Origin of the sequence: Brevundimonas sp. BR2-1 (assembly GCF_037626195.1) — a bacterium.
Lineage (GTDB): Bacteria > Pseudomonadota > Alphaproteobacteria > Caulobacterales > Caulobacteraceae > Brevundimonas.
The window spans coordinates 42,296-63,174 of the sequence record NZ_JARKMV010000003.1 but is presented as its reverse complement, the minus strand read 5'-3'; the positions used below and the strand labels follow the sequence as shown (position 1 = coordinate 63,174).

The 20,879-nt window shown below is 68.1% G+C and carries 24 protein-coding genes and 1 tRNA gene; 17 read left to right on the top strand and 8 right to left on the bottom strand.

Features of this window, described 5'->3' with window-relative positions:
- The first annotated feature begins 69 nt into the window (after positions 1 to 69).
- The 6 genes from BrevBR_RS13140 (at position 70) to BrevBR_RS13115 (ending at position 2,770) form a co-directional block, all read left to right on the top strand.
- Positions 70 to 540, top strand: coding sequence for a PaaI family thioesterase (locus BrevBR_RS13140; RefSeq protein WP_340001246.1), 471 nt, complete (start codon positions 70 to 72; stop codon positions 538 to 540).
- Positions 537 to 938 (top strand): PaaI family thioesterase, encoded by a 402-nt coding sequence (locus BrevBR_RS13135; protein ID WP_340001245.1) that lies wholly within the window; start codon positions 537 to 539, stop codon positions 936 to 938. Before BrevBR_RS13140 ends, BrevBR_RS13135 begins: the two co-directional genes overlap by 4 nt.
- A 60-nt stretch (positions 939 to 998) precedes the next feature.
- Positions 999 to 1,412 carry a hypothetical protein gene (locus BrevBR_RS13130; RefSeq protein WP_332640388.1) on the top strand — a complete coding sequence of 138 codons (414 nt, stop codon included), beginning with the start codon at positions 999 to 1,001 and terminating at the stop codon, positions 1,410 to 1,412.
- 39 nt (positions 1,413 to 1,451) lie between these two features.
- Positions 1,452 to 1,790, top strand: coding sequence for a hypothetical protein (locus tag BrevBR_RS13125; protein WP_332640387.1), 339 nt, complete (start codon positions 1,452 to 1,454; stop codon positions 1,788 to 1,790).
- 103 nt (positions 1,791 to 1,893) lie between these two features.
- Positions 1,894 to 2,304, top strand: a complete 411-nt coding sequence (locus BrevBR_RS13120; protein WP_340001244.1) for a hypothetical protein — start codon at positions 1,894 to 1,896, stop codon at positions 2,302 to 2,304.
- Positions 2,305 to 2,341: 37 nt separating this feature from the next.
- Positions 2,342 to 2,770, top strand: a complete 429-nt coding sequence (locus tag BrevBR_RS13115; RefSeq protein WP_340001243.1) for a hypothetical protein — start codon at positions 2,342 to 2,344, stop codon at positions 2,768 to 2,770.
- Between the two features lie 94 nt (positions 2,771 to 2,864).
- On the opposite strand, the gene BrevBR_RS13110 is transcribed toward BrevBR_RS13115, so the two are convergent.
- Positions 2,865 to 3,476 carry a hypothetical protein gene (locus tag BrevBR_RS13110; RefSeq protein ID WP_340001242.1) on the bottom strand — a complete coding sequence of 204 codons (612 nt, stop codon included), beginning with the start codon at positions 3,474 to 3,476 and terminating at the stop codon, positions 2,865 to 2,867.
- Between BrevBR_RS13110 and BrevBR_RS13105 the strand changes: the two genes are divergently transcribed.
- Complete coding sequence (locus tag BrevBR_RS13105; protein ID WP_340001241.1) at positions 3,475 to 3,636, top strand: hypothetical protein; 162 nt, start codon at positions 3,475 to 3,477, stop codon at positions 3,634 to 3,636. The two genes, BrevBR_RS13110 and BrevBR_RS13105, sit on opposite strands and share 2 nt — an antisense overlap.
- A gap of 24 nt (positions 3,637 to 3,660) precedes the next feature.
- Here BrevBR_RS13105 and BrevBR_RS13100 read toward each other — a convergent pair whose 3' ends face one another.
- Together BrevBR_RS13100 and BrevBR_RS13095 are read right to left on the bottom strand one after the other, a co-directional pair.
- Positions 3,661 to 3,957, bottom strand: coding sequence for a hypothetical protein (locus BrevBR_RS13100; RefSeq protein ID WP_340001240.1), 297 nt, complete (start codon positions 3,955 to 3,957; stop codon positions 3,661 to 3,663).
- Between the two features lie 110 nt (positions 3,958 to 4,067).
- A complete protein-coding gene (locus BrevBR_RS13095; RefSeq protein WP_340001239.1) occupies positions 4,068 to 5,027 on the bottom strand; it encodes an IS1595 family transposase in 960 nt (319 codons plus the stop codon).
- A 111-nt stretch (positions 5,028 to 5,138) separates the two neighbouring features.
- Here BrevBR_RS13095 and BrevBR_RS13090 point away from each other — a divergent pair, with 111 nt between their 5' ends.
- A complete protein-coding gene (locus tag BrevBR_RS13090; RefSeq protein WP_332640384.1) occupies positions 5,139 to 5,774 on the top strand; it encodes a S24 family peptidase in 636 nt (211 codons plus the stop codon).
- A gap of 96 nt (positions 5,775 to 5,870) precedes the next feature.
- On the opposite strand, the gene BrevBR_RS13085 is transcribed toward BrevBR_RS13090, so the two are convergent.
- Both BrevBR_RS13085 and BrevBR_RS13080 read right to left on the bottom strand, forming a co-directional pair.
- Positions 5,871 to 6,344, bottom strand: coding sequence for an SH3 domain-containing protein (locus tag BrevBR_RS13085; protein WP_340001238.1), 474 nt, complete (start codon positions 6,342 to 6,344; stop codon positions 5,871 to 5,873).
- 124 nt (positions 6,345 to 6,468) lie between these two features.
- Entirely contained in the window at positions 6,469 to 8,142 is a 1,674-nt protein-coding gene (locus BrevBR_RS13080) for a lysine--tRNA ligase (RefSeq protein ID WP_340001237.1), read from the bottom strand.
- 253 nt (positions 8,143 to 8,395) lie between these two features.
- Here BrevBR_RS13080 and BrevBR_RS13075 point away from each other — a divergent pair, with 253 nt between their 5' ends.
- From BrevBR_RS13075 to tgt, 5 genes are all read left to right on the top strand, one after another.
- Positions 8,396 to 8,899, top strand: coding sequence for an Hsp20/alpha crystallin family protein (locus BrevBR_RS13075; RefSeq protein WP_340001236.1), 504 nt, complete (start codon positions 8,396 to 8,398; stop codon positions 8,897 to 8,899).
- A 55-nt stretch (positions 8,900 to 8,954) separates the two neighbouring features.
- Positions 8,955 to 9,257, top strand: a complete 303-nt coding sequence (locus BrevBR_RS13070; protein WP_340001235.1) for a hypothetical protein — start codon at positions 8,955 to 8,957, stop codon at positions 9,255 to 9,257.
- A gap of 78 nt (positions 9,258 to 9,335) precedes the next feature.
- Positions 9,336 to 10,433, top strand: coding sequence for a tRNA preQ1(34) S-adenosylmethionine ribosyltransferase-isomerase QueA (gene queA / locus BrevBR_RS13065; protein WP_340001234.1), 1,098 nt, complete (start codon positions 9,336 to 9,338; stop codon positions 10,431 to 10,433).
- Positions 10,434 to 10,530: 97 nt separating this feature from the next.
- Positions 10,531 to 10,842, top strand: a complete 312-nt coding sequence (locus tag BrevBR_RS13060; RefSeq protein WP_340001233.1) for a DUF1801 domain-containing protein — start codon at positions 10,531 to 10,533, stop codon at positions 10,840 to 10,842.
- A gap of 33 nt (positions 10,843 to 10,875) precedes the next feature.
- Positions 10,876 to 11,994, top strand: a complete 1,119-nt coding sequence (gene tgt, locus BrevBR_RS13055; protein WP_340001460.1) for a tRNA guanosine(34) transglycosylase Tgt — start codon at positions 10,876 to 10,878, stop codon at positions 11,992 to 11,994.
- Here tgt and BrevBR_RS13050 read toward each other — a convergent pair.
- The 3 genes from BrevBR_RS13050 to BrevBR_RS13040 all read right to left on the bottom strand — a co-directional run bounded on the left by BrevBR_RS13050 (position 11,991) and on the right by BrevBR_RS13040 (position 13,223).
- The gene (locus BrevBR_RS13050; RefSeq protein ID WP_332640377.1) at positions 11,991 to 12,542 is read right to left on the bottom strand and encodes a hypothetical protein; all 552 of its coding nucleotides are present in this window, start codon (positions 12,540 to 12,542) and stop codon (positions 11,991 to 11,993) included. The genes tgt and BrevBR_RS13050 overlap by 4 nt on opposite strands.
- A 193-nt stretch (positions 12,543 to 12,735) precedes the next feature.
- Positions 12,736 to 13,080, bottom strand: a complete 345-nt coding sequence (locus BrevBR_RS13045) for a hypothetical protein (RefSeq protein ID WP_340001232.1) — start codon at positions 13,078 to 13,080, stop codon at positions 12,736 to 12,738.
- Positions 13,081 to 13,146: 66 nt separating this feature from the next.
- A tRNA-Lys gene (locus tag BrevBR_RS13040) sits at positions 13,147 to 13,223 on the bottom strand.
- 109 nt (positions 13,224 to 13,332) lie between these two features.
- On the opposite strand from BrevBR_RS13040, the gene BrevBR_RS13035 reads away from it, so the two are divergent.
- The 4 genes from BrevBR_RS13035 (at position 13,333) to BrevBR_RS13020 (ending at position 20,879) form a co-directional block, all read left to right on the top strand.
- A complete protein-coding gene (locus tag BrevBR_RS13035) occupies positions 13,333 to 14,466 on the top strand; it encodes a CaiB/BaiF CoA transferase family protein (protein WP_340001231.1) in 1,134 nt (377 codons plus the stop codon).
- Between the two features lie 95 nt (positions 14,467 to 14,561).
- Positions 14,562 to 14,822 carry a hypothetical protein gene (locus BrevBR_RS13030; protein WP_332640374.1) on the top strand — a complete coding sequence of 87 codons (261 nt, stop codon included), beginning with the start codon at positions 14,562 to 14,564 and terminating at the stop codon, positions 14,820 to 14,822.
- 145 nt (positions 14,823 to 14,967) lie between these two features.
- Positions 14,968 to 16,659 carry an autotransporter assembly complex protein TamA gene (locus BrevBR_RS13025; RefSeq protein WP_445214763.1) on the top strand — a complete coding sequence of 564 codons (1,692 nt, stop codon included), beginning with the start codon at positions 14,968 to 14,970 and terminating at the stop codon, positions 16,657 to 16,659.
- On the top strand, positions 16,656 to 20,879 hold the full coding sequence (locus BrevBR_RS13020; protein ID WP_340001229.1) for a translocation/assembly module TamB domain-containing protein: 4,224 nt from the start codon (positions 16,656 to 16,658) through the stop codon (positions 20,877 to 20,879). The genes BrevBR_RS13025 and BrevBR_RS13020 overlap by 4 nt, the downstream gene beginning before the upstream one ends.

Here is a 20,879-nt window from a genome sequence, read left to right as displayed (position 1 = left end):
GGTCATGGCGCATCTGACAACGCGCCAGACGGACTTGCGCTCATTTCACGCCCGACCCAGAAGCGGCTCATGACCTCCCCCATTCTCGATCTGCTGCCCCAGCTGGCCAGCGGCGCCGCCCATACCCACGCCCTCGGCTTCGCCTTTGACGGCGTGGACGGGGATCGCGTCCGCATCCGCGTGCCATGGCGCGAGGATCTCGTCGGCGATCCGGAAACCGGCGTCCTGTCGGGCGGCTTGGTCACCACCCTGCTGGACCACGTCGGCGGCCTGGCCGCATGGGTCGCGCTGGGCCGGTTCGAGACGCTGGCCACCCTGGACCTGCGCGTCGACTACATGCGCGCCGCCGCGCCGCGACGGGACCTGATCGCCGAGGCGCGCTGCTATCGCCTGACCCGCTCCGTGGCCTTCGTCCGCGCCTGGGCCTTCGAGGATACAGTCGAGGATCCCGTGGCCGCCGCCCAGAGCGCCTATATGCTGGGCTCCGGCGAAGGCCGGGGCGCCGGCGTCAACCTGCGCGCCGGAGGGCCGGCGGCATGACCGATCTGCTGGACCGCCTGCCGTACGCCCGCTTCCTGGGCCTTCTGACCGAGGCCGAGGGCGACAGTCTGACCGTCACCATGCCCTTCGCCGACAAGCTGATTGGCAACCCCATCCTGCCCGCGCTTCACGGCGGCGCCACCGCGGCGCTGCTGGAACTGACCGCCGTGGCCCAGGTGGCGGCCCTGTATCCGCGTCTGCGCCTGCCCCGGCCGATCAACGTCAATGTCGCCTATCTGCGCTCGGGCCGGCCCGTGGATGTCCACGCCAGCGCCCGCATCAGCCGGGCCGGACGCCGCGTCGCCCATGTCCTCGCCGAGGCCTGGCAGGACGACCGCGCCCAGCCCATCGCCGCCCTGACCGCACACTTCCTACTTGCAGTAGACGAGCTGGAGTAGCGTTCTAGTAGCGCGCATGCTCGGCTTCTCCGGTGACGTTCGGTCACCGGAGAGACGATCATGACCAGACAAACCATCGGCGAAAACCTCGCCGCCCGGCTCTACGCGGCCGAAACCGCCATCGACCTCGCCCTGATAGAGACAGCGATGCTGGCGGCCATGCTGCCCGCCGCGCGGGCGGACGCCTGTCTCTCCGCCGTCACGGGCCAGCGAGCCTTCGACGGCGCTGCAGGGGCCCTCAGCGCCCTGTCCGCCGCCCGGTCCCAGATGGTTCAGACCCATACCGCCCTTGCCGCCGTCGCGCGCAAGCTGGGCCTCGACGTCCTCGCCGTCGGCCCCATCGACAAGCCCGGCGACACCCCTCCCGTCGGCGGTGGAGGCGGCGACGGCCCGGGCGCGTATCCGGATATGGTGAATATTGTCCTTCCAGACACGGTCAACAAAACCCTACCGTACACAACCGAGCTGTGTTAAAGAGTTGTTCACCTAGTTTTTTCCTGTGGGAGGCTTACCGTGACCAGGACCGAAGTTATCGGCGGCGTCGCCGACGATCTGTACGCAACCGAGGCCGCGCTGGATCAGGCGATCGAGCGGGCTACCGTCTTGGTCCAGTCGTTGATCGGCGCCCGCACCTCGCTCAATCTCTCGGCTGTCGTCGCCGCCGACGCGCAGACCAAAGCCCTTGAAGCCATCGCCAGTCTCGGCGCCGCCCGTCAGACCCTGGTGGAATGCCATAACGAAATGGCCAAGGAACACCGTCGCCAGGGTTGGGGCGTGTTTGCTGGTCCGTTCCAGGGCAAGACCGGCGATGACCGGCCGACCACGGGCGAGCACCGCCTTCGCGCGGTTTAATTCGGCGTAATGTCCGCAGCCGCACATTTCCGCGGCAACTGATTTGAGGCAGTATCGCCCCCATGCCTAGCGGCATGGGGGCGATTCTGTGGACATCTATATATTGATCGGCCTGGTCGTCACCGCTCTCGTGGTCGGCTTTGCCTTCATAAAGGGTGATGAGCCGGAACGGCTGGGTAGCGCGGCGTTCGTCATGGTCTCGCTGGCCGGGTCGCTTTCAACAGCCGGTGGGATGATCATCGGTCCGCGATGGGACCTGATCGGCCTCGATATCGTTCTGCTGGGCGTCTTTGTGGGACTGGCCTGGCATACTCGCCGGACCTGGCTGGTATGGGCCTCCGCCTTCCAGAGTCTGATTGTCACCGGGCATCTTCTCCTGCTGGCCAGCATTCGTCCTCCGAGTTTCGCCTTCGCCGCAGTCAACAACATGGCCAATTACGGCCTCCTGATCTCGATTGCCGTCGGCACCTTCTGGGCCTGGCAGGAGCGTCGAGCGGCCGGCCTCGAACGCTAGCTGCGCAGGTCCGCCCCGTCAGTGAGGGACAAACCCATTGCTTGACACCCTCTACGCCCAGGTCGGGACGGCGATATCCCTCGTGGTCGTCGCCTTCGCATTCCTCAAGGGCGACGAGCCTGAACGCGTCGGCGCCGGCGCCTTCGCCCTGGGCCTGCTGGCGTCGCTGCTGCTTCAGGACGACGGCCGGCTGTCGGGACCCCAGTGGGGCGTGATGAGCGTCGATGTGGTCATGCTGGGCGTCTATGCGGCCCTCGCCTGGAAGAGCCGGCGCTCATGGCCGGTCTGGGCCGGCGCGCTTCAGGCCCTGATCGTCATGAGTCACCTGCTGACCGTCGTCGACCTGCGCCCGCCCCTCGCGGCCTTCTACGCCGTCATCAATCTGGCCAGCTACGGCATCCTGCTGGCCATCGCGGCGGGAACGGCCCAGGCCTGGCGCGACCGACGCGCGTTCGCACCGGAATAGGTGGATATTCCTAACTGTGCACTTTACAAACCGTGCAAAAGGAATATTCCGATGGCCGACAGGCCGGCACTAGAGAGCGACCGCAAAGTCGAGGTCACCGATCGTATGGTGGAAGCCGGGCTGCGTGTCCTCGCTCGTTCAGGAGCTGTAGAAATTCCACTGGAGTCAGATCGCCTGCTGGTTGCTGAAATATATCAGTCCATGGCCATTCTTCAGGCTTCCAAACAGTAAGCTGGAACCGGTTCACGATGTGCTTTGCGACGCGGAAATTGTCTCGCTCAGTGAAGATATCTTTGGCTTCGTAGCGCTTCTCGTCGGCGCTGAAAGAGCCGCGACGCGTCGCGTTGCGTAGCCAAGGAACCCGTTCAGCGCTAGCGGCCTTCAAGCCCCCGTCCTCTGTGACAGTGACCCTCATGTAGTGGTCCTCAAACCAATGGATCAGGTGGTTCCTGGCGGTGTCGCAGGGTGTGAGCCAGCGCTCTATTTTCGCCCAGGCTCTCCACTTTGGATCTGGCCTAAGGCCAATCAGGCGACCGATGATCGCGTAGCGAGATCGCGTGTTCGATATCTGATAAAAAACGGCAGCGGCGACAGGGTCGTCCACTCCGAGTAGATTGCGCATCAGCAGGCATAGCTCGTGCTCAAGGCTCGCATACTCCTTAAGGGCCGCGAGTCTGGCCAGATCGAAGGACGATGGTTGTTCCATGACGGACGTTCCTGACCAGCCGAACGGGCTGCACGATGAGGCGACGGCCGAGCGCCGCGACGAAGTGCTCAAGCGGATGCTGAACACCCCGCCGAAGCCGCACAAGCCGAAAGAGAAGAAGGGGCGCGAGCCGAAGCCCGCGCCACCAGAAAAGCCCTAAGCCCTGCCCCGGAGGCGCCGATGTCTACTTCTTCTTGTAGTCGCTCGCCTTCCAGTTCGGGTTACGCGGGTCCTCCGGGAACGGGAGGTCTTCGTTCAGTTGAAAGGCTTTCAGGAACGAGAGAAGCGCCAGCGCCTCCATTTTGGGAATGGTCAGGTGCTTGCGGTGATCGCCGCTGTCGAACTGGACCTCGATCCCCTGAGGCTGGCCGTCCGGTGACCGTCCTACACGGAGCCCGTGGATACGATCCACGTGATCGGTAGGGATGACCCCCGGTTCATAGATCGACACCGTTCCATACACCTCGACCCGATCAGACATTTTTCGCTCCTTGCTCCCGGACGGCAGGCAAGCACGGCGACGAAGCAGAGTCGATTGGGGCGGCCTAGCGCTTCTTCTTTCGGAGACGCGCTAGGCGTAGCGCCTGAAACCTAAACGTAGGCTTCGTTAGACCGCCGATAGGTCAGGCGCTTCCCGACCGTGCCGAGGATGGCCAGATCGGTGCGCATGGTGTCGTTGAAGCCGAGCGCCGCGCGGGTGTTGTGGCGGAAGCCAAACTCGGTGACGTAGCGGTTCAGGTGCTTCTCAGAGCAGTGCTGATAGACGCCCTTCATGCCCTTCTTGAACACGCCGAAGAAGCCTTCCGCGCTGTTCGTGTTCACGTCGCCACGGGCGTATTCGCCGCGAGAGTGCTTCACCGTTTCGTGGCTGGCGAACACATCGGCGGCGCCCGTGTAGAGGCGGCTTTCGTCGGTGTGGAGGCGCGAAGCCGGGTGCACGTACTCGGTCACGATCTTCTGGACCGTGGCTTTGTCGGCAACGGCAACATGAAACACCTTGGCGCGTCCGCCGCGCTCGACCAGAGCGACCACCGGGCGGCTGTTGCGGCGCTTCGGGTTGCCCTTGAGGAAGGGCTTCCCGGACGTGCGCGCGGTCGGCGAGACGGCGGGCTTCCCGTAGTAGGTTTCATCGGCCTCAACGACCTTGCCCTCGCCGCCTAGCGGGGTGTTGTCGGTGTCGATCATGGCTTCGCGGATGCGGTGCGCCATGAACCACGCCGTGCGGTAGGAGCCGAGGGCCAGTTCGCGTTGTAGCTGGAGGGCGCTGATACCCTTCTTGCTGGCGCACATCAGGTGCATGGCCAGCAGCCACTTGTTCAGGGGAACCTTGGAGTCCTCGTAGACCGTGCCGATGGTGGCCGTGAACTGGCGATCACAGGCGTTGCACTTGTAGAGGCCCTTGCGATGGGCCTTGCCCTTCAGCTCGGTCGAGCCGTCAACGACGCCGCAATGCGGGCAGGTCCGACCGTCCGGCCAGCGCACCTTTTCGAAGTGAGCGCGGGCGGCGTCCTCGTCATGGAAGATCGGGTCGGAAAGCGTTGCGTTGGCCATGCCTCAACCTACCAGAACAGCCCGGTTTGTAAAGTGCATAGTTAGGTGGATATTCCTATTCCCGCCCTGTAATCTGCGTGCGAATCGGCCCCCGGCCCCGCGCGAGGCTCCATGCCCCTGTCCCATGCCCAGTTGTGGAAGGCGATCGACGGCCTGGCCCGGCGCGAGGGGCTCAGCGCCTCGGGGCTGGCGCTACGGGCCGGTCTGGACGCGACCAGTTTCAATCCGTCCAAGCGGTTCGGCGCCGGAGATCCTCCCCGACCCCGCTGGCCCTCGACAGAGAGCCTGACCCGCATCCTGCAGGCGACCGGACTTTCGCTGGGCGATTTCGCCGCCCTGGCGCTGGACGCCCCTGACCGGCCGTCGACCGCCCCCATGCTGGGCATGGCACGGGCGGGCGAGGACGGCTTCTTCGACGACGCGGGCCTGCCGGCCGGCGACGGATGGGAACAGACCGAGCTGCCGCAGCCGAAGGACACCCTGTTCAGCCTTCGCATCGATGGCGATTCCATGGTCCCCCTGTACCGCGAAGGCGACCGCGTGCTGGTCGACCGCGACGCGACGCGGGTGCGCAAGGGCGACCGCGTCGTGGTCCGCACCGCGTCCGGCGAGACCCTGGCCAAGGAACTGGCGGCGATCACGGCGCGCTCGGTGACCCTGACCTCGATCAATCCGGCTTATGAGCCTCGCACCCTGCCCCGCCGCGACATCGTCTGGATGGGCCGCATTCTGTGGGTCAGCCAGTAACCGCGCTCATGCAGCGAGCCGCGTCGCGAGCGATGACGCCCAACAAAAAAGGCCGCCCCTTTCGGAGCGGCCTTCGGTGTCTCTACGCCGTATCGCCTAGTAGGCGGTGACGTAGTTGGCGTTGACCCAACCGCCGCCGGCGATCTGGACCCATTCGCCCTGCGAGCCGATCACCGCGAAGGGCTGGCCGGCGCGCAGCGAGCCCGCCTGACGATAGTTGGTGCCGGGGCCCGAGCGAATGCGCAGGTTCGAGGTGGCGCGATACTGGGCGCCGCTGCTGGCGGTGGAGGCTGCCCGGGCGCGCTGCTGGTTGCAGCCGATATAGGAGCCGGCGGCGGCGCCGGCGCCCGCGCCCGCCACGGCGCCGAGGGTGCGTTCATTGGACGAAATCTGGCTGCCGGCCAGTCCGCCGATCACCGCGCCGATCAGGGCGCCGGTGCGTTGACGGCCGCCGGGAGCGTCGCAGTTCGTGACGCCGTTGGCCTGCGCCAGCGAGGCGGTCGGGGCCGCGGTGACCAGGGCCGCGAGGGCGGCGGCGGTGGCCAGGGTGGTGTTCATGAGCTTCGACATGGTCTCTCCAATTCATCGAGGTTGGTCGATGAGCAGCACAATGCGCCACGCCGGATGAAGGCTCCCGGAGCCCCGCCGTTATATTCGGTTCATGTACGTTACCGAACGCGGAGCGTCCGTAATGTCACGTTCGGGCCAGCTCGCCGTTCGCGCCCGCCTCGATGAGGGCGACGGTCTGCGGCACGCCGTAGATCGCCGCGAACGAGCCGAACCGGGGGCCCTGCGATGCGCCCAGCAGCACCTCATACAGCGCCCCGAACCAGCCCCGCAGCGGCTCGAACGAGTGCTCCTTGCCCACGGCGTAGACCTCGCCCTGGATCAGTTCGCCGTCGGTCGTGTCCACAGGCAGGGCCCTCAGTCGCCCCGCCAGATCCAGCAGCGCCGCCTTTTCCCTGTCGTCCGGCAGGCGATACGACTTCGTCGGCTTCACGAAGTCCTCGTAGTAGTTCAGCGCCCGCTCCATCAGCTGGTCCAGCAGTGGCTCATTCCCGGGCGTCGCCTCAGGCAGGTATTTGGCGAAATAAGCCCATAGCTGCTCCTTGTTGGACGCATTGGCCACGCCGACGAGGTTCAACAGCAGGGCGAACGATACCGGCGATGTATGGGTCGGCGGCGCGCCCGAATGGATCGACCAGACGGCGTTGTCGATCCGCTTGGGCGGCTCCTGCGTCTTGTACGCCTCGATGGCCGCCAGATAGTCGTCGATCGCCCGCGGAATGACGTTGAAATGCAGGCTCTTGGCCGATTTCGGCGACTGGTACATGTACCAGCTCAGCGACTCGGGCGTGCCATAGCGCAGCCACTCGTCCATGGTCAGGCCATTGCCCCTGGACTTGGAGATCTTCTTGCCTTCGATGTCGAGGAAGAGCTCGAAATTGAACCCTTCCGGCGGCACGCCGCCGAGGGCGCGACAGATCTTGCCGCTCTCGCGCACGCTCTCGATCAGGTCCTTGCCCGACATCTCGTAGTCGACGTCCAGGGCCGTCCAGCGCATGGCCCAATCGGGCTTCCATTGCAGCTTCACATGGCCGCCGGTGACCGGCAGCTCGGTGCGGCCGGCCACGGGGTCGTCGAAGGTGATGGTTCCCTTCGCCACGTTCCGCTCCAGCGTCGGAACCTGCAGCACATGGCCAGTGGCCGGACTGACGGGCAGGAAGGGCGAATAGGTGGCGCGCCGCTCTTCGCCCAGCGTCGGCAGCATGATCGCCTGCACGGCGTCGAACCGCTCCAGCAGGGTCAGAAGGGTCGCGTCGAACCGGCCTGATTTGTACTGTTCGGTCGAGGACAGGAATTCGTACTCGAAGCCGAAGCCGTCGAGGAAGGCCCTCAGCCGCGCATTGTTGTGCGCGCCAAAGCTCTCGTGGGTGCCGAACGGGTCGCGCACCACGGTCAGCGGCTTGTGCAGGTCCTCGGCGAGGATTTCCGGATTGGGAATGCCCTCCGGCACCTTGCGCAGCCCGTCCATGTCGTCGCTGAACGCGATCAGCCGCGTCGGCCAGTGGTCGCCGGTCAGGGCGCGGAAGGCGTTGCGCACCATGGTCGTGCGCGCCACCTCGCCGAATGTGCCCATGTGCGGAAGACCTGACGGACCGTAGCCGGTCTCGAAGATGACGGGCTTCTGCAGCGCCTCGAACGTCGCCAGCGCCTCGTCGGCCTTGCCGGCGTCGATCAGCAGCTTCGCCGCATTCCGCTCGGCGTCCGACAGCCGCTTCTTCAGCACATGGGCCAGGAGATTGCGGGCCTGTTCGAACGGCCAAGATCTGGCGTCGCGCGCGAGGGTTTCGAGGTTCTGCAGCATGAGGCGGGTTTGGCGCGTCGCATCGCGGGGGTCAATGCGGGCGGCGTCCCCGGCGGCCGATCAATTTTTGATTTTTGCTCCCGCCGCCCCTTGCGGAGATCAAGGATGAATCCAGATTCGACAGCGTCGGGTCCTGAAGCCCGGCCGTCCCATACGGGACGTCCTCATGATCAATCGCCAACCGGGCGGAATGGGATTGGGGAGCGGGCTGGACCCGCCACGCTCATCCGCCCCGTAACAAGGAGGTACCGAGATGAATGTGCGCGATCTTGTCCCCTGGGGTCGGAACGATCGCGACCTCGCCGCGTCCGCCGGAACCGGAGCGGCCCACCCTGTGCTGACCCTTCATCGCGAGATGAACCGGATGTTCGATGACGTGCTGCGCGGCTTCGACACGCCGTTCGGCGCGATGTCGCGGATGTCCGGTCCCAGTCTCGATATCGACGAAACCGACACCGACTATCGGGTCACGGCGGAACTGCCGGGCCTGGGCAAGGACGACGTCGAGATCATGTTCCAGGACGGCGTCCTGAGCATCCGCGGTGAGAAGCAGGGCGAGAAGAAGGAAGGCCGCGCCTTGAGCGAGCGCTGGTTCGGACGCTTCGAACGCAGGGTGTCCCTGCCCGACGCCGACGAGGCGGGGGCGAAGGCGGACTTCCGCGACGGTCTGCTCACCATCAGTCTGCCGAAGACGCAGCGCGCCCGCGAGAATGTTCGGCGCATTCCCATCAACGACGCCTCGGGCACGACCCACTGATCGAAGACCCGATGGCGCGGGGCCCGGCCCCGCGCCATCTTTTCGGAGGAGTCCGATGGAACGTATCGTCGTCGAACCCCTGGCGGCTGGCTGGGCCGTGCGCGCCGCCCCGCTGGACAATCTGATGGTCTTCCGCTCGGGCGGAGCCGCCGAACGGGCGGGCCGGGAGCTGGCCTGCCGGCTGGCTTCGGCCGGCGAGGCCGCCGAACTGCATCTTCGTCTGAAGGACGGGACGACGGGCGCCAGATTTGTCTGTCTGCCCCCGACGGAGAAGGATCCCGATCCGCTGCTGGTGGAAGTTCGCCCGCCACCCCCGCCGGAGCGGACCGCCCCGAAGCTGCAACCAGCTCTTTCCTGAGCTTGTACGGCGCGCGGGGCCGGACGGGCGCGGGCCAGGCTTGACCCCGCCCCGCCCCCGTGGCCTTTGCGCCGCCTGATGAAGACCGCCGATTTCGATTTCGACCTGCCGGACGACCGCATCGCGCTCCGCCCCGCCGAGCCGCGCGATGCCGCGCGCCTGCTGGTCGTCCGCGACGGGGTGTTGGAAGACCGCATCATCCGCGATCTTCCCGGCTTCCTCGAACCCGGCGACGCCCTGGTCTTCAACGACACCCGCGTCATCCCCGCCCGCCTGTCCGGCGTGCGCCAGCGCGTCGGGCCCGAGGGCGAGACCCTGACCGTCGAGGTCGAGGCCACCCTGCATCACCGCGACGCGCCGGACGTCTGGTCGGCCTTCATGAAGCCCGGCAAGCGGATCAAGGCCGGCGATCGCATCCGCTTCGGCGCGCGTGGCGACGCCGCCTGCGAACTCGGCCGCCTCGACGCGACCGTGGTCGACAAGGGCGAGGATGGTCTGGTGACGCTGCGCTTCGACCTCGCCGGCCCCATGCTGGACGAGGCCATCCGCGACGTCGGGGTCATGCCGCTGCCCCCGTATATAGCGGCGAAGCGGGCCGAGGACGACAGGGACCGGTCGGACTACCAGACCATGTTCGCGCAACTGGACGGGTCGGTCGCCGCCCCCACCGCGGGCCTGCACTTTACCCCTGCCCTGCTCGACGCCGTCCAGGCTCGCGGCGTCTCCACCCATGCCGTGACCCTGCACGTCGGCGCGGGCACCTTCCTGCCGGTCAAGGCCGACGACACCGTCGACCACAAAATGCACAGCGAATGGGGCGAGGTGTCCGCCGAAACCGCCGCCGCCCTGAACGCCGTCCGCGCCGCCGGCGGCCGCATCGTCTGCGTCGGCACCACCAGCCTGCGCCTGCTCGAGAGCGCCACGACCGAGAACGGCGAGATCCGGCCCTTCCACGGCGATACCGCCATCTTCATCACCCCCGGCTACCGCTTCCGCGCCGCCGACGTGCTGATGACGAATTTCCACCTGCCGAAGTCGACCCTGTTCATGCTGGTCTCGGCTTTCGCGGGATTGGAGACGATGAAGGCGGCCTATGCGTATGCGGTGGAGGACCGTTACCGCTTCTATTCCTACGGCGACGGGTCATTGCTTTTCCGGGCGACCGCGTTCCCGTAACGTTGAGGGAATGACCCGGACTTTTCGGCTTCACGACACCGTCAGGCGACATCCCGACGTTGACGCATGGTTCAACGCGGGAGATGAAATTCGTCGCATGGCGGAGCCGTGGTTCGCCCGGATGCGGGCGTGTGGCGCGGACGTCCGGGAGGTCATGCACGACGGGTGTCCAACCGCCTGCATTGGCGACGCCGCGTTCGGGTACGTCGGTGCGTTCAAGGCCCATGCGAACGTCGGCTTCTTCCACGGCGCGTCGCTCGGCGATCCCGCTGGCCTGCTGGAGGGAACGGGCAAGGGCATGCGACACGTGAAGCTGCGCTGGGGCCATCCGGTCGACACGGCAGCCCTCGATACTCTAATAGCGGCCGCCTATCGGGACGTTCTGACACGCCTCGACTCCTCTGACTGAGCCTTGCCGGTTCACCACCTCCGCGAGGCCCGCCTGTTGCCCTTCCCCTTCGACATCTCCGCCACCGAAGGCCGCGCCCGCACCGGCGTCCTCAGGACCCCGCGCGGCGACATCCGCACGCCCGCCTTCATGCCCGTCGGCACCGCCGCCACGGTCAAGGCCATGACGGTGGACCAGGTGGCCCAGACCGGCGCGGACATCATCCTGGGCAATACCTACCACCTGATGCTGCGCCCCGGCCCCGAGCGGATGGAGCGGCTGGGCGGCCTGCACAAATTCATGGGCTGGACCAAGCCGATCCTGACCGACAGCGGCGGCTTCCAGGTCATGTCCCTGGCCGGCATTTCGAAGGTGAAGGAGGAGGCCGTCACCTTCGCCAGCCATATCGACGGTTCGAAGCACGTCCTGACGCCCGAACGTTCGATCGAGATCCAGGCCGACCGCATCGGCGCCGACATCTCCATGCAGCTGGACCAGTGCGTGTCCTGGCCTGCCGAGGAGCCCGCCGCGCGCGCCGCCATGGAGCTGTCGGTCCGCTGGGGAGCCCGGTCGAAGGCCGCTTTCGGCACGCGCGAGACCCAGGCCCTGTTCGGCATCCAGCAGGGCTCGACCTTCCAGAACCTGCGCCGCGAGTCCTCGGACCGGTTGCAGGAGATCGGCTTCGACGGCTACGCCATCGGCGGCCTCGCCGTCGGCGAGGGCCATCAGGCCATGTGCGACGTCCTGGACTATGCGCCAGAGATGCTGCCCGCCGACCGGCCCCGCTATCTGATGGGGGTCGGCAAGCCGGTCGATCTGGTAGAGGCGGTCTGGCGCGGCGTCGACATGTTCGACTGCGTCCTGCCCACCCGCGCCGGCCGCCACGGCCAGGCCTGGACGTGGGAAGGCCCGATCAACCTCAAGAACGCCCGCTTCGCCGAGGATCAGGATCCGCTGGACCCGATGATGGAGTGCCCGGCTTCCTCCGGATATTCAAAAGCTTATCTGCATCACCTTATCCGGACCGACGAGATCTTGGGCAAGGTGCTGCTCAGCTGGCACAACATCGCCTTCTTCCAGACCCTGATGGCGGCGATGCGTTCGGCGATCGCCGAAGGCCGGTTCGAGGTTTTCCGCCGCGACTTCCACGCCCGGCACGCCTCGAACGGCTAGCGCTGGCTGCGGCCTCTGGGCCGGAACCAGGCCGGCGCCGCCGGCGGGGCGCAGTTCCGCTGCATCCCCGTCCCCTTGAGGAAGGCCCGCCGCAGCCGTCCGGCCTCGATGGCGGACTGGACATGCCGGCTGTGCTGCTCGGCCCCGGACAGCTGGCGGATCCAGCTGCGGCCCGGAATGAAGTCGGTCGTGGCGTCCCGGATCGCGTCCAGCGCGCCCGCGGCGGCCGCATCCGCCGCGCGCTCGCTGAGGAACGAGCCGTCCGGCGCGGGTGGTTCGTCGGAATCGGGCCCCAGCGCCTCGTTGAGCCGCGCGATCTCCGCCCCGATGGTGGCGCAGTGGTTCAGGTTGCGCAGGTCGTACGGATTGGCCTCGGCTTGCAGCAGGACAGTCGGGATATGCTCGCGACGCAGGTTCAGATCGTCCAGCGGCGCCGTCGCCGCCGCCCCCAGCCCCGCCCCGAGCTGCCGGGCTCCATCCATCGCCGAGCCGCCGGCGTTGCACCCGGTCAAAGCGATCGCGATCAGGAAGAGCAAGGTCTTGCGCATCCGCTCTTCAACCATGCCCCGCAATCCGGCGAAAGCACTTCCGGGCGGCGCAAATCCGGCTGGGGTCCGGCGGCATGTTCCAGTTCGTGCAAACCTCGCTCACCCGACTGTGCCGCCAGCACGAGTTCAAATTCAGCCGCACAAAGCCGGGCGCGCTGGTTTCCGGGAAATGGCGCACACGGCGCGGCGATCCCTAGCGGCCGTCGGCGGAACCGGACTTCAGCCGCTCCTTGTTGCCGGCTGTCGTCTTCGGGCCCTGATCCGACATGGCCTCGGTTCGCTCAGGGCGATTGCGATGATTTCCGCCGGACTGGACATCGTCCGCGGCAAGGGCGTCGCCCTCATCCATATAGTCAGCGACCTCGCCTGCCGCCGGCGCGGCCAGCGAGGAATCGGTCACGTCAGAGGCGGCGTAGCTGCGCGGTTCCCTTCCGGCCCGGGCGTCCGTCGGATCGCCGGCCGGACCGCCGGGCGCAGCAGGATCGGTCGCGGCGTTCTGGGCCGTGGCGCTGGAGGAATCGACGTTCTGATGGGGCATGGCGGATTCTCCTTTCGGTGTCTGACGACAACCGGGAGGGGGCCTGCCTTGTTCCAGAAAAAGGGGTGGTACGTCCTCTCGGGCTCGAACCGAGGACCCTCTGATTAAAAGTCAGATGCTCTAACCAACTGAGCTAAGGACGCACACCTGTCGGATCGCGCTTGCAACCCGGCGACGCGCCTTCTGTTGCAATCCGGCTTCCGGGTCAAGCGCCGGGTCGACGGAATGAAGGCGCCGGGCTAGGCATCGGGCATGAAACCCTTGTCTGGTCTGCGCATCCTCGAACTCGACGGTCTGGGTCCTGTGACCTTCGCCGGCATGGTCCTGGCCGATCTCGGAGCCGATGTGCTGCGCCTGACCCGGGCCGCCGGCGCCGGCGCGCCGGTGTTCGCCGACGTCGGCGGCGAGGTTCTCCACCGCGGGCGGTCCTCCGTCGCGGTCAATCTGAAGGATACCGACGACCGGGAACGGATCCTGGACCTGATCGGCGCGGCGGACGGCCTGATCGAGGGGTTCCGCCCCGGCGTCATGGAACGGCTGGGCCTCGGCCCGGACGTCTGCGCCGCCCGCAACCCCCGTCTCGTCTACGGTCGCGTCACCGGCTGGGGCCAGACCGGGCCCAAGGCGGCCGAGGTCGGCCACGACATCAACTATATCGCCCTCAGCGGCGCCCTGCACCCCATGGGCGAGCCTGACCGCCCGCCCCGGCCGCCGCTGAACCTGATCGGCGACTACGGCGGCGGGGCCATGATACTGGTCACCGGCTTGCTGGCGGGTTTGATCGAGGCCCGGCGGACCGGCGCAGGCCGCGTCGTGGACGCCGCCATGACGGACGGGTCCGCCCTGCTGACGAGCCTGTTCCACGCCCTGTCGGGGCGCGGACTCTGGCGCGAGGAACGCGGCGCCAATCTGCTGGACGGCGGGGCCCCCTTCTACCGCTGCTTCACCTGCCGCGACGGACGGTTCGTCGCCGTCGGGGCGTTGGAGCCGCAGTTCTACAGCGCCTTGCTGGCCGGCCTGGGCCTGAGCGAGGCCGAGGCTCCGCAGTACGACATGGCGAACTGGCCCGCGCTGCACGCCCGGCTGGAGGCGATCTTCGCCACCCGCGACCGCGACGACTGGGCGGCCCGGTTCGAGGGCACGGACGCCTGCGTCACCCCGGTGCTGACGCTCGCAGAGGCCCCCGGGCACCCGCACAACGCCGCCCGGAACACCTTCACGGCGGGCAGCCCGCCCCAGCCCTCGCCCGCCCCGCGATTCGCGGGCTCCAACCCGCTTCCGGAACCCGAGGGCGCGGTGCTCTCGGTCGCCGAGGCCCTGACGCGCTGGAGCCATGGGATCCGCCCGACGGACTCATCCGTCACCGAACCGCAAAATCTTGCCTGACCGCCCTCTGGCGTGGTGACCATCGGTCCGTTCAAGGCTATGGAACGGGCGAACCGGTCGCGCGTTGGAAGGCCGATCCGGGGGAGACGCCATCCATGAAACGACTGATCGCCTGTCTGGTCCTGACCAGCGCCATGACCGCCGCAGCCTGCAGCGATCCGCAGGAGTCGAACGAGCCCGAAACCGCGGACGCGACGATGGAGGCCCCTGTCGCCCCCGCCGCCGAGGACGCCGGCGTTCCGGCGGCCGAGCCCAGCGCGGTCGATACGCCGCCTGTGGATTCGACAACTCTTCCCCCCGAAAAGCGGTCGTCCGAAGAGTCGGTCAAACCCGAGAGTGAAACCCTCTTCTACTGATCGCCGATGATCGGCGGCGGCTCTCCGTCCTGACGAAAGTTCCAGTTTGACGCCAAGGCACGCCCTGTTTCTCGTCAGCACGGCGGGTCTCGCTCTCCTCGCGTCCGCCGCCCATGCAGACCCGCGCGCCCGGATTCGCGGCGAGATGGACGCCGAGCTTCGCGAACAACTGGAGCGGGCCGTAGGCGAGGTCGATGCGCCGCCCACCAACCGGTTCGAGGCGCGCCGGCGCGCGCGCGGGGCCATGCAGGCGGCCGAGGCCCTGCTGAGGTCCGAGGGCTATTATCAGCCGGTGCTCGAGGACGTCGTCGAGGGCGAGGAAACCCCCGTCGCCATCGTTCAGGTCACCCCGGGCCGGCGCTTCATCCTCACGGATCCACGCATCCAGTGGACCGCTCCGGCTCCGGATCCCGCTTCCGAAGCGGCCGCCCTCAGCGAGGTCGCGGTCAAACCGGACCAGGCTGGGCGCGCCGGCGACGTGATCTCCGCCGAGGGCCGCGCCGTGGCCGTCCTGACACGCCGGGGGTATGCCGACGCCGAGGCCGAACCCCGGCGGGTGGTGGTCGATCATGCGGCCTTCACCGTCCAGCCCAACTACCGGCTCTCCTCCGGCGCCCTGGTGCGTCTGGACGGCGTCAGGCTCGAAACCCGGGGGCCCACCAATCCCCACTGGGTGGCCGGTCTCGCGCCCTGGTCCGAAGGGGACGTCTACGATCCCGAGGACGTGGCCGAGCTGGAGCGCCGGCTGCTGGAAACCGGGGTCTATGACGGCGTCGGCGTGGCCCTGGCCTCCGCCGATCAAGGCCTGGCCAATGGAAACCGGCCCATCGTCGTCACCCTGACCGATCGGCCGCGCCGCATCCTCGAGGCGGGCGCCACCTTCTCCACGGCCGAAGGGTCGGGCGTCGATCTGCTCTGGACCTGGCACAACCGGTTCGGACGCGCCGACACCCTGGTGTGGGAGGCGCGGGCGGCCAATATCGACAGCCGCATCGGTGCCAGCCTCAGCCTGCCCCACTGGCGGCATCCGGGCGAGACGCTGAAACTCTCCGCCGCGCTCGTGAACGAGGACACCGACGCGTATCGGCGTACGGCCGTCGCCCTGGCCGCCGACCTGCAGCAGCGGATCGGCAAGACCTCGTACATCAGCTACGGCGTCGGCATCGACGCCGGCAAATACGACGAGAGCCGCTTCGACCCGATCACCCAGCTGCCCGTCGCCCTCGAGCGCGATCTGATGATCCTGACCGGCCGCGCCAGCGCCTATCTGGACCGGTCCAACGATCCGCTGAATCCGACAACCGGCTGGCGCCTGTCCATCTGGGCCCAGCCCACCGGTGTCGGTGGCGACGATTCCCTCGCCTTCCTGCGCGCCGAGGCGCAGGTCTCGGCCTATCTGCCGCTTCAGGACAATGCGAAAACCGTCCTGGCGGGACGGGCGCGGCTCGGCTCGATCGTCGGCGGCGATGAACTGGCCATCCCCTCCGACCGCCTGTTCTATTCCGGCGGCGGCGGTTCGGTCCGCGGGTACGAATATCAGGGCGTGGGCCCGCGTTTGCCCGACAATACGCCGCGCGGCGGCCTGAGCCTGGTCGAGGCCTCAATCGAGATACGCCGCGACGTCTGGCGCAGCTTCCAGGCCGTGGCCTTCATTGATGCCGGCGCGGTCGGCTTCCAGGAAACCCCGAACTTCAACAATCTGCGCTACGGCGCGGGCGTTGGCGTCCGCTACATGCTGCCGTTCGGACCGATCCGGGCTGACATCGCCATTCCGCTGGACAAGCGGGAAGGCGACGCCGACTTCCAGCTCTATGTCAGTATCGGACAGGCGTTTTGACCGCCGCCCCGCCGCCTGCGGACGCGCCTGACACGCCGGCGGAAACGGCGAAGAAGAAGCGCACGCGGCTGCAGGCCATCGCCTTCTTCGGCGGCATGGGGGCCGCCATCCTCGCCGCCATCCTGATCGTCGCCCTGGTCGGCGGGCGAATGTATCTGTTGTCTGATCCGGGTCGCGAACTGGTCACCAGTTTCGTCGCCGGAAAGAAGATCGGCCGCTACGGTCGGATCAATGTCGAGGGCGTGCGCGGCGACCTGTTCGACGACTTCACCATCGACCGCGTCACGGTCACCGATGCGAAGGGCGTCTGGCTGGAAGCGCGCAAGGTCCGCGTCGACTGGGACTGGTGGCCGCTGATGGCGCGCGAGTTCCACGCGACAAACGTGGAGGCCCAGGTCATTCGCCTGATCCGCCGCCCCGAGGTCGAGCCTTCGACCACTCCGCCCGGACCTCAGCCCCTGTCGGTCGACATCGACCGCTTCTCCGCCGACGTCGAACTGCTGGAAGGCTTCAGCCGCGAATATGGCCGCTGGCGTCTGACGGGCGAGACCGACGCGCCCCGCAAGGGTCCGAAGAAGGCGATCCTGAACGCCGCCAGCAACAGCCGGCCGGGCGACTATCTGCGCATCAACGCCACGCTCGGTGAGAAGATCACCGATCTGCGCCTGAACCTGCGCGCCAACGAGGCCCAGGGCGGTCCGATCGCGGGCGCGCTCGGCTATTCCCCTGACCAGCCGTTCTTCGCCACGGCCGTGGTCAACGGCTCGGTCGTTGACGCCGTGGTGCGCACGGGGAACTTCATCCCCTTGGTGATCAAGGGCCGCTACGGCGAGAACCGCACCCGAATCGCAGGATTCGCCGACTTCTCGGGATCGGACCTGCTGGCGCCGTTCGCCGAGCGCGTCGGACGTACCGTCAAATTCGGTTTCGCCACCTCGACCGACAGCGACAGGGACGGGCTGCACGGCGTCGGCTGGCGGTTGATCGCTGACAATCTGAACGCCAGCGCCAGCGGCGACATCCGCCTCAGCGACCGCAGCAGTCCCGATGGCATAACCCTGGACATCTCGACCCCGTCCCTGACCCGGCTGATCGGCCAGCGCGCCGCGGGTCCCGCCGCCTGGAGGGGCCTGTTCAAGGGCGACGCCTCGTCCTGGACCCTGACCGGATCGGCGGATCTGCTGGGGGTCGAGGTTTCGAGCTACCGGGCCCAACGTGTCCGGGGCCCGCTGAGCGCCCGCATGCGGCAGGGGCGGCTCGGCCTGGACGGCGACCTTCGCGCCGCCGGGGGCTCCAACGCCGGCATTGTCGGCGGACTGCTGGGAAGCCAGCCGCGCATCACCTTCCAAGCGGCCCGGCTGGCCGACGGCGCCATCCTGCTCGAGCGGGTTCAGGCCACCGGCCAGGCCTTGACCCTGTCCGGGTCCGGCGGACGCAGCCTGACTGGCGGTCTGGGCTTCCGCGGTCAGGCCCAGGTCACCGATGTCTCCCGCCTCCGCAAGGGCGCGCGCGGCGCGTTTGGCGGCCCGATCACGGCCTCGATGGCGCGGACCGGCCAGCCATGGCGGATCACCTTCGACGCCCGGGGCCGCCGGCTGGCCACCGGCATGGCGGAGCTGGACCGGCTCCTCGGCCCGACGCCCCGGCTGCAGGCGACCGGCGCCCTCAGGGGTGGGCGGATCGAGATAGAGCGGGCGGCGCTGACCGGCGCGCGGGGAACCGCCGGCGCACGGGGCCTGATCGAGGGCGACGGACGGCTGAGGCTGGCCCTGAACTGGGATGCTCAGGGCCCGTTCGGCGTCGGCCCGGTCGCCATCGACGGCGCGATGACCGGCGAGGGCGCCCTGACCGGGACCCTGGCCCAACCGCGCGCCGATCTAACCGCGAAATTCGGCAGGCTGAGCGCCGGGCAGCTGGTCCTGACGGACGCGGACATGATCCTGAGCTTCCGGCGCGGCGCGGACGCGTCCGACGGCCGCATCGCCCTGGCCGCCGGATCGAACTACGGCCCCGCCCGGGCCAGCGGAAACTTCTTCCTCGGAGGCGATCGCATCCGCCTGACGGACGTCGACCTGAACGCCGGCGGCGTCACGGCCCAGGGCGCGATCGCCCTGTCCAACAGCTTCCCCTCCAGCGCCGACCTGACCTTCACCGCCCGGCCCGGCGCCTTCCTGGCGTCGGGGACCGCCAACGGCCGCGTCCGCCTGACCGACGGCGATGGAGCCGAGACGGCGATCCTCGATGTCACAGGCCGAAACGTCCGGCTGACGGGGTCGGCATGGGTGATCCGGACCCTCGACCTGAACGGCCGGGGAACGCTGTCCCGCCTGCCCTTCACAGTCAGGACCGACGTCGGTGGCGCGACGCCCGTCTCCTTCGACGGAACGGGCGTCTACTCCCGCAGCGGGAACGCCCAGTCGGTGCTGCTGGAAGGAGCCGGCCGCGTTCGCGAGATCGCCTTCACGACACGCAATCCCGCCGTCATCGCCCTGGCGGGAGACGGCCGCGTCGCCCGGGTCGATCTCGGCATCGGCGGCGGCGTCCTGATGGGCGAATTGCGGCAGGATTCCCGCGCGGCCGTCATCGAGGCCAATCTGACCAGCGTCGATCTGGGCACAGTGGTTCGCGACATGCGAGGATCCATCACCGGCCGACTGTCCTTGCGCGGCGCCGGCGATGATCTGTCCGGTTCGGCCAACCTGACGGCCCAGGATATCCGCAGCATCGACGCGCCGCGGGGTCTGGCGGTCGACGGAACGCTGAACGCCATCCTCGTCAACAACAGCCTGCGGGTCCAGGCCCAGGCCAATGACGGCGACGCGGTCCAGGCCGAAGCCGACCTCACCCTGCCCGTCGTGGCTTCGGCCGTTCCCCTGCGGCTGGCCGTCGTGCGGACGCGCGAAATGTCGGGCGACATCTCCATACAGGGGCAGATCCAGCCGATCTGGGACCTGCTGGCCGGCGGCGAACGGTCCCTCACCGGTCAGGTCAACGCCCGCGCCAGCGTGGCGGGGTCGCTGGCCGAGCCGCGCATCAACGGACGACTGGACCTCCAGCAGGGTTCGTTCCGAGACAGCGCCACCGGCGTGCGGCTCGAGAACGTCACCCTGGCCAGCCGTTTCGACGACACCACGGGCCTGGTCGAGGCCTTCAGCGCGGTGGACGGCGCCGGCGGATCGGTTACCGGCAATGGCCGCATCGGCCTGCGTCAGGGCTCGGGCTCCAGCTTCCAACTGCTCCTGAACCGGTTCCGGATCATCGACAACGACATCGCCGAGGCCAAGGCGTCCGGTCCGCTGACCGTGACCCGCGGCGAGGACGGCAACATCACCCTGACCGGCGAGATGGACATCGACGAAGCCCGGATCGAGGCCAATCCGCCTGGATCGACCGGCATCGTCCGTATGGACGTCGTCGAAATCAACAAGCCGGGCGGCGACATTCCGGAGCAGGAGCAGAACCGCCAGCGCGGCCTCCAGTTCGGTCTCAACATCGGCCTTAACTCGCCGGGCGGCGACGTGCGGGTGGTCGGCCGTGGCCTGAACGTCGAGATGAACGTCAACGCCCGCGTCACCGGCACCATCAGCCGGCCCATCCTGAGCGGCACGGCGCGGGTCGTGCGCGGCGACTATGATTTCGCGGGCAAGCGGTTCGTCTTCGATCAGCGCGGCTCCGTCAGCCTGTCGACCAATCCCGAACTGATCCGGCTCAATCTGACCGCGACGCGCGAAGACCCCGCCCTGACCGCCACCATCCGCGTTACGGGCACTGCGGCGCGCCCCGAGATCGTCCTGACCTCGACGCCCTCCCTGCCCCAGGACGAAATCCTGTCACAGGTTCTGTTCGGGCGCTCCGCGTCGCAACTGTCCGCGTTCGAGGCGGCCCAGCTGGCGGCCGGCGTCGCAGCCCTGGCGGGCGGCGGCGGCTTCGACGTCATCGGCAATCTGCGCGAACTGGCCGGCCTCGACCGGCTGTCGTTCGGCGGCGAGGCTTCCGGCCTGACTGTCGCGGGGGGCCGCTACATCAGCGACGATGTCTATCTGGAGATTATCGGCGGCGGCGAGAGCGGCGCGGCCGTGAATGTCGAGTGGCAGGTGCGGCGCAACCTGACCATCAGCTCGAAGGTGAGCGGCGCGGGCGACGCCAGCCTGTCGATCCGCTGGCGCCGCCAGTCGCGGCAGCCGGGCGCCGGTCGCGAGGACCGGCGCCCGAACCGTTAG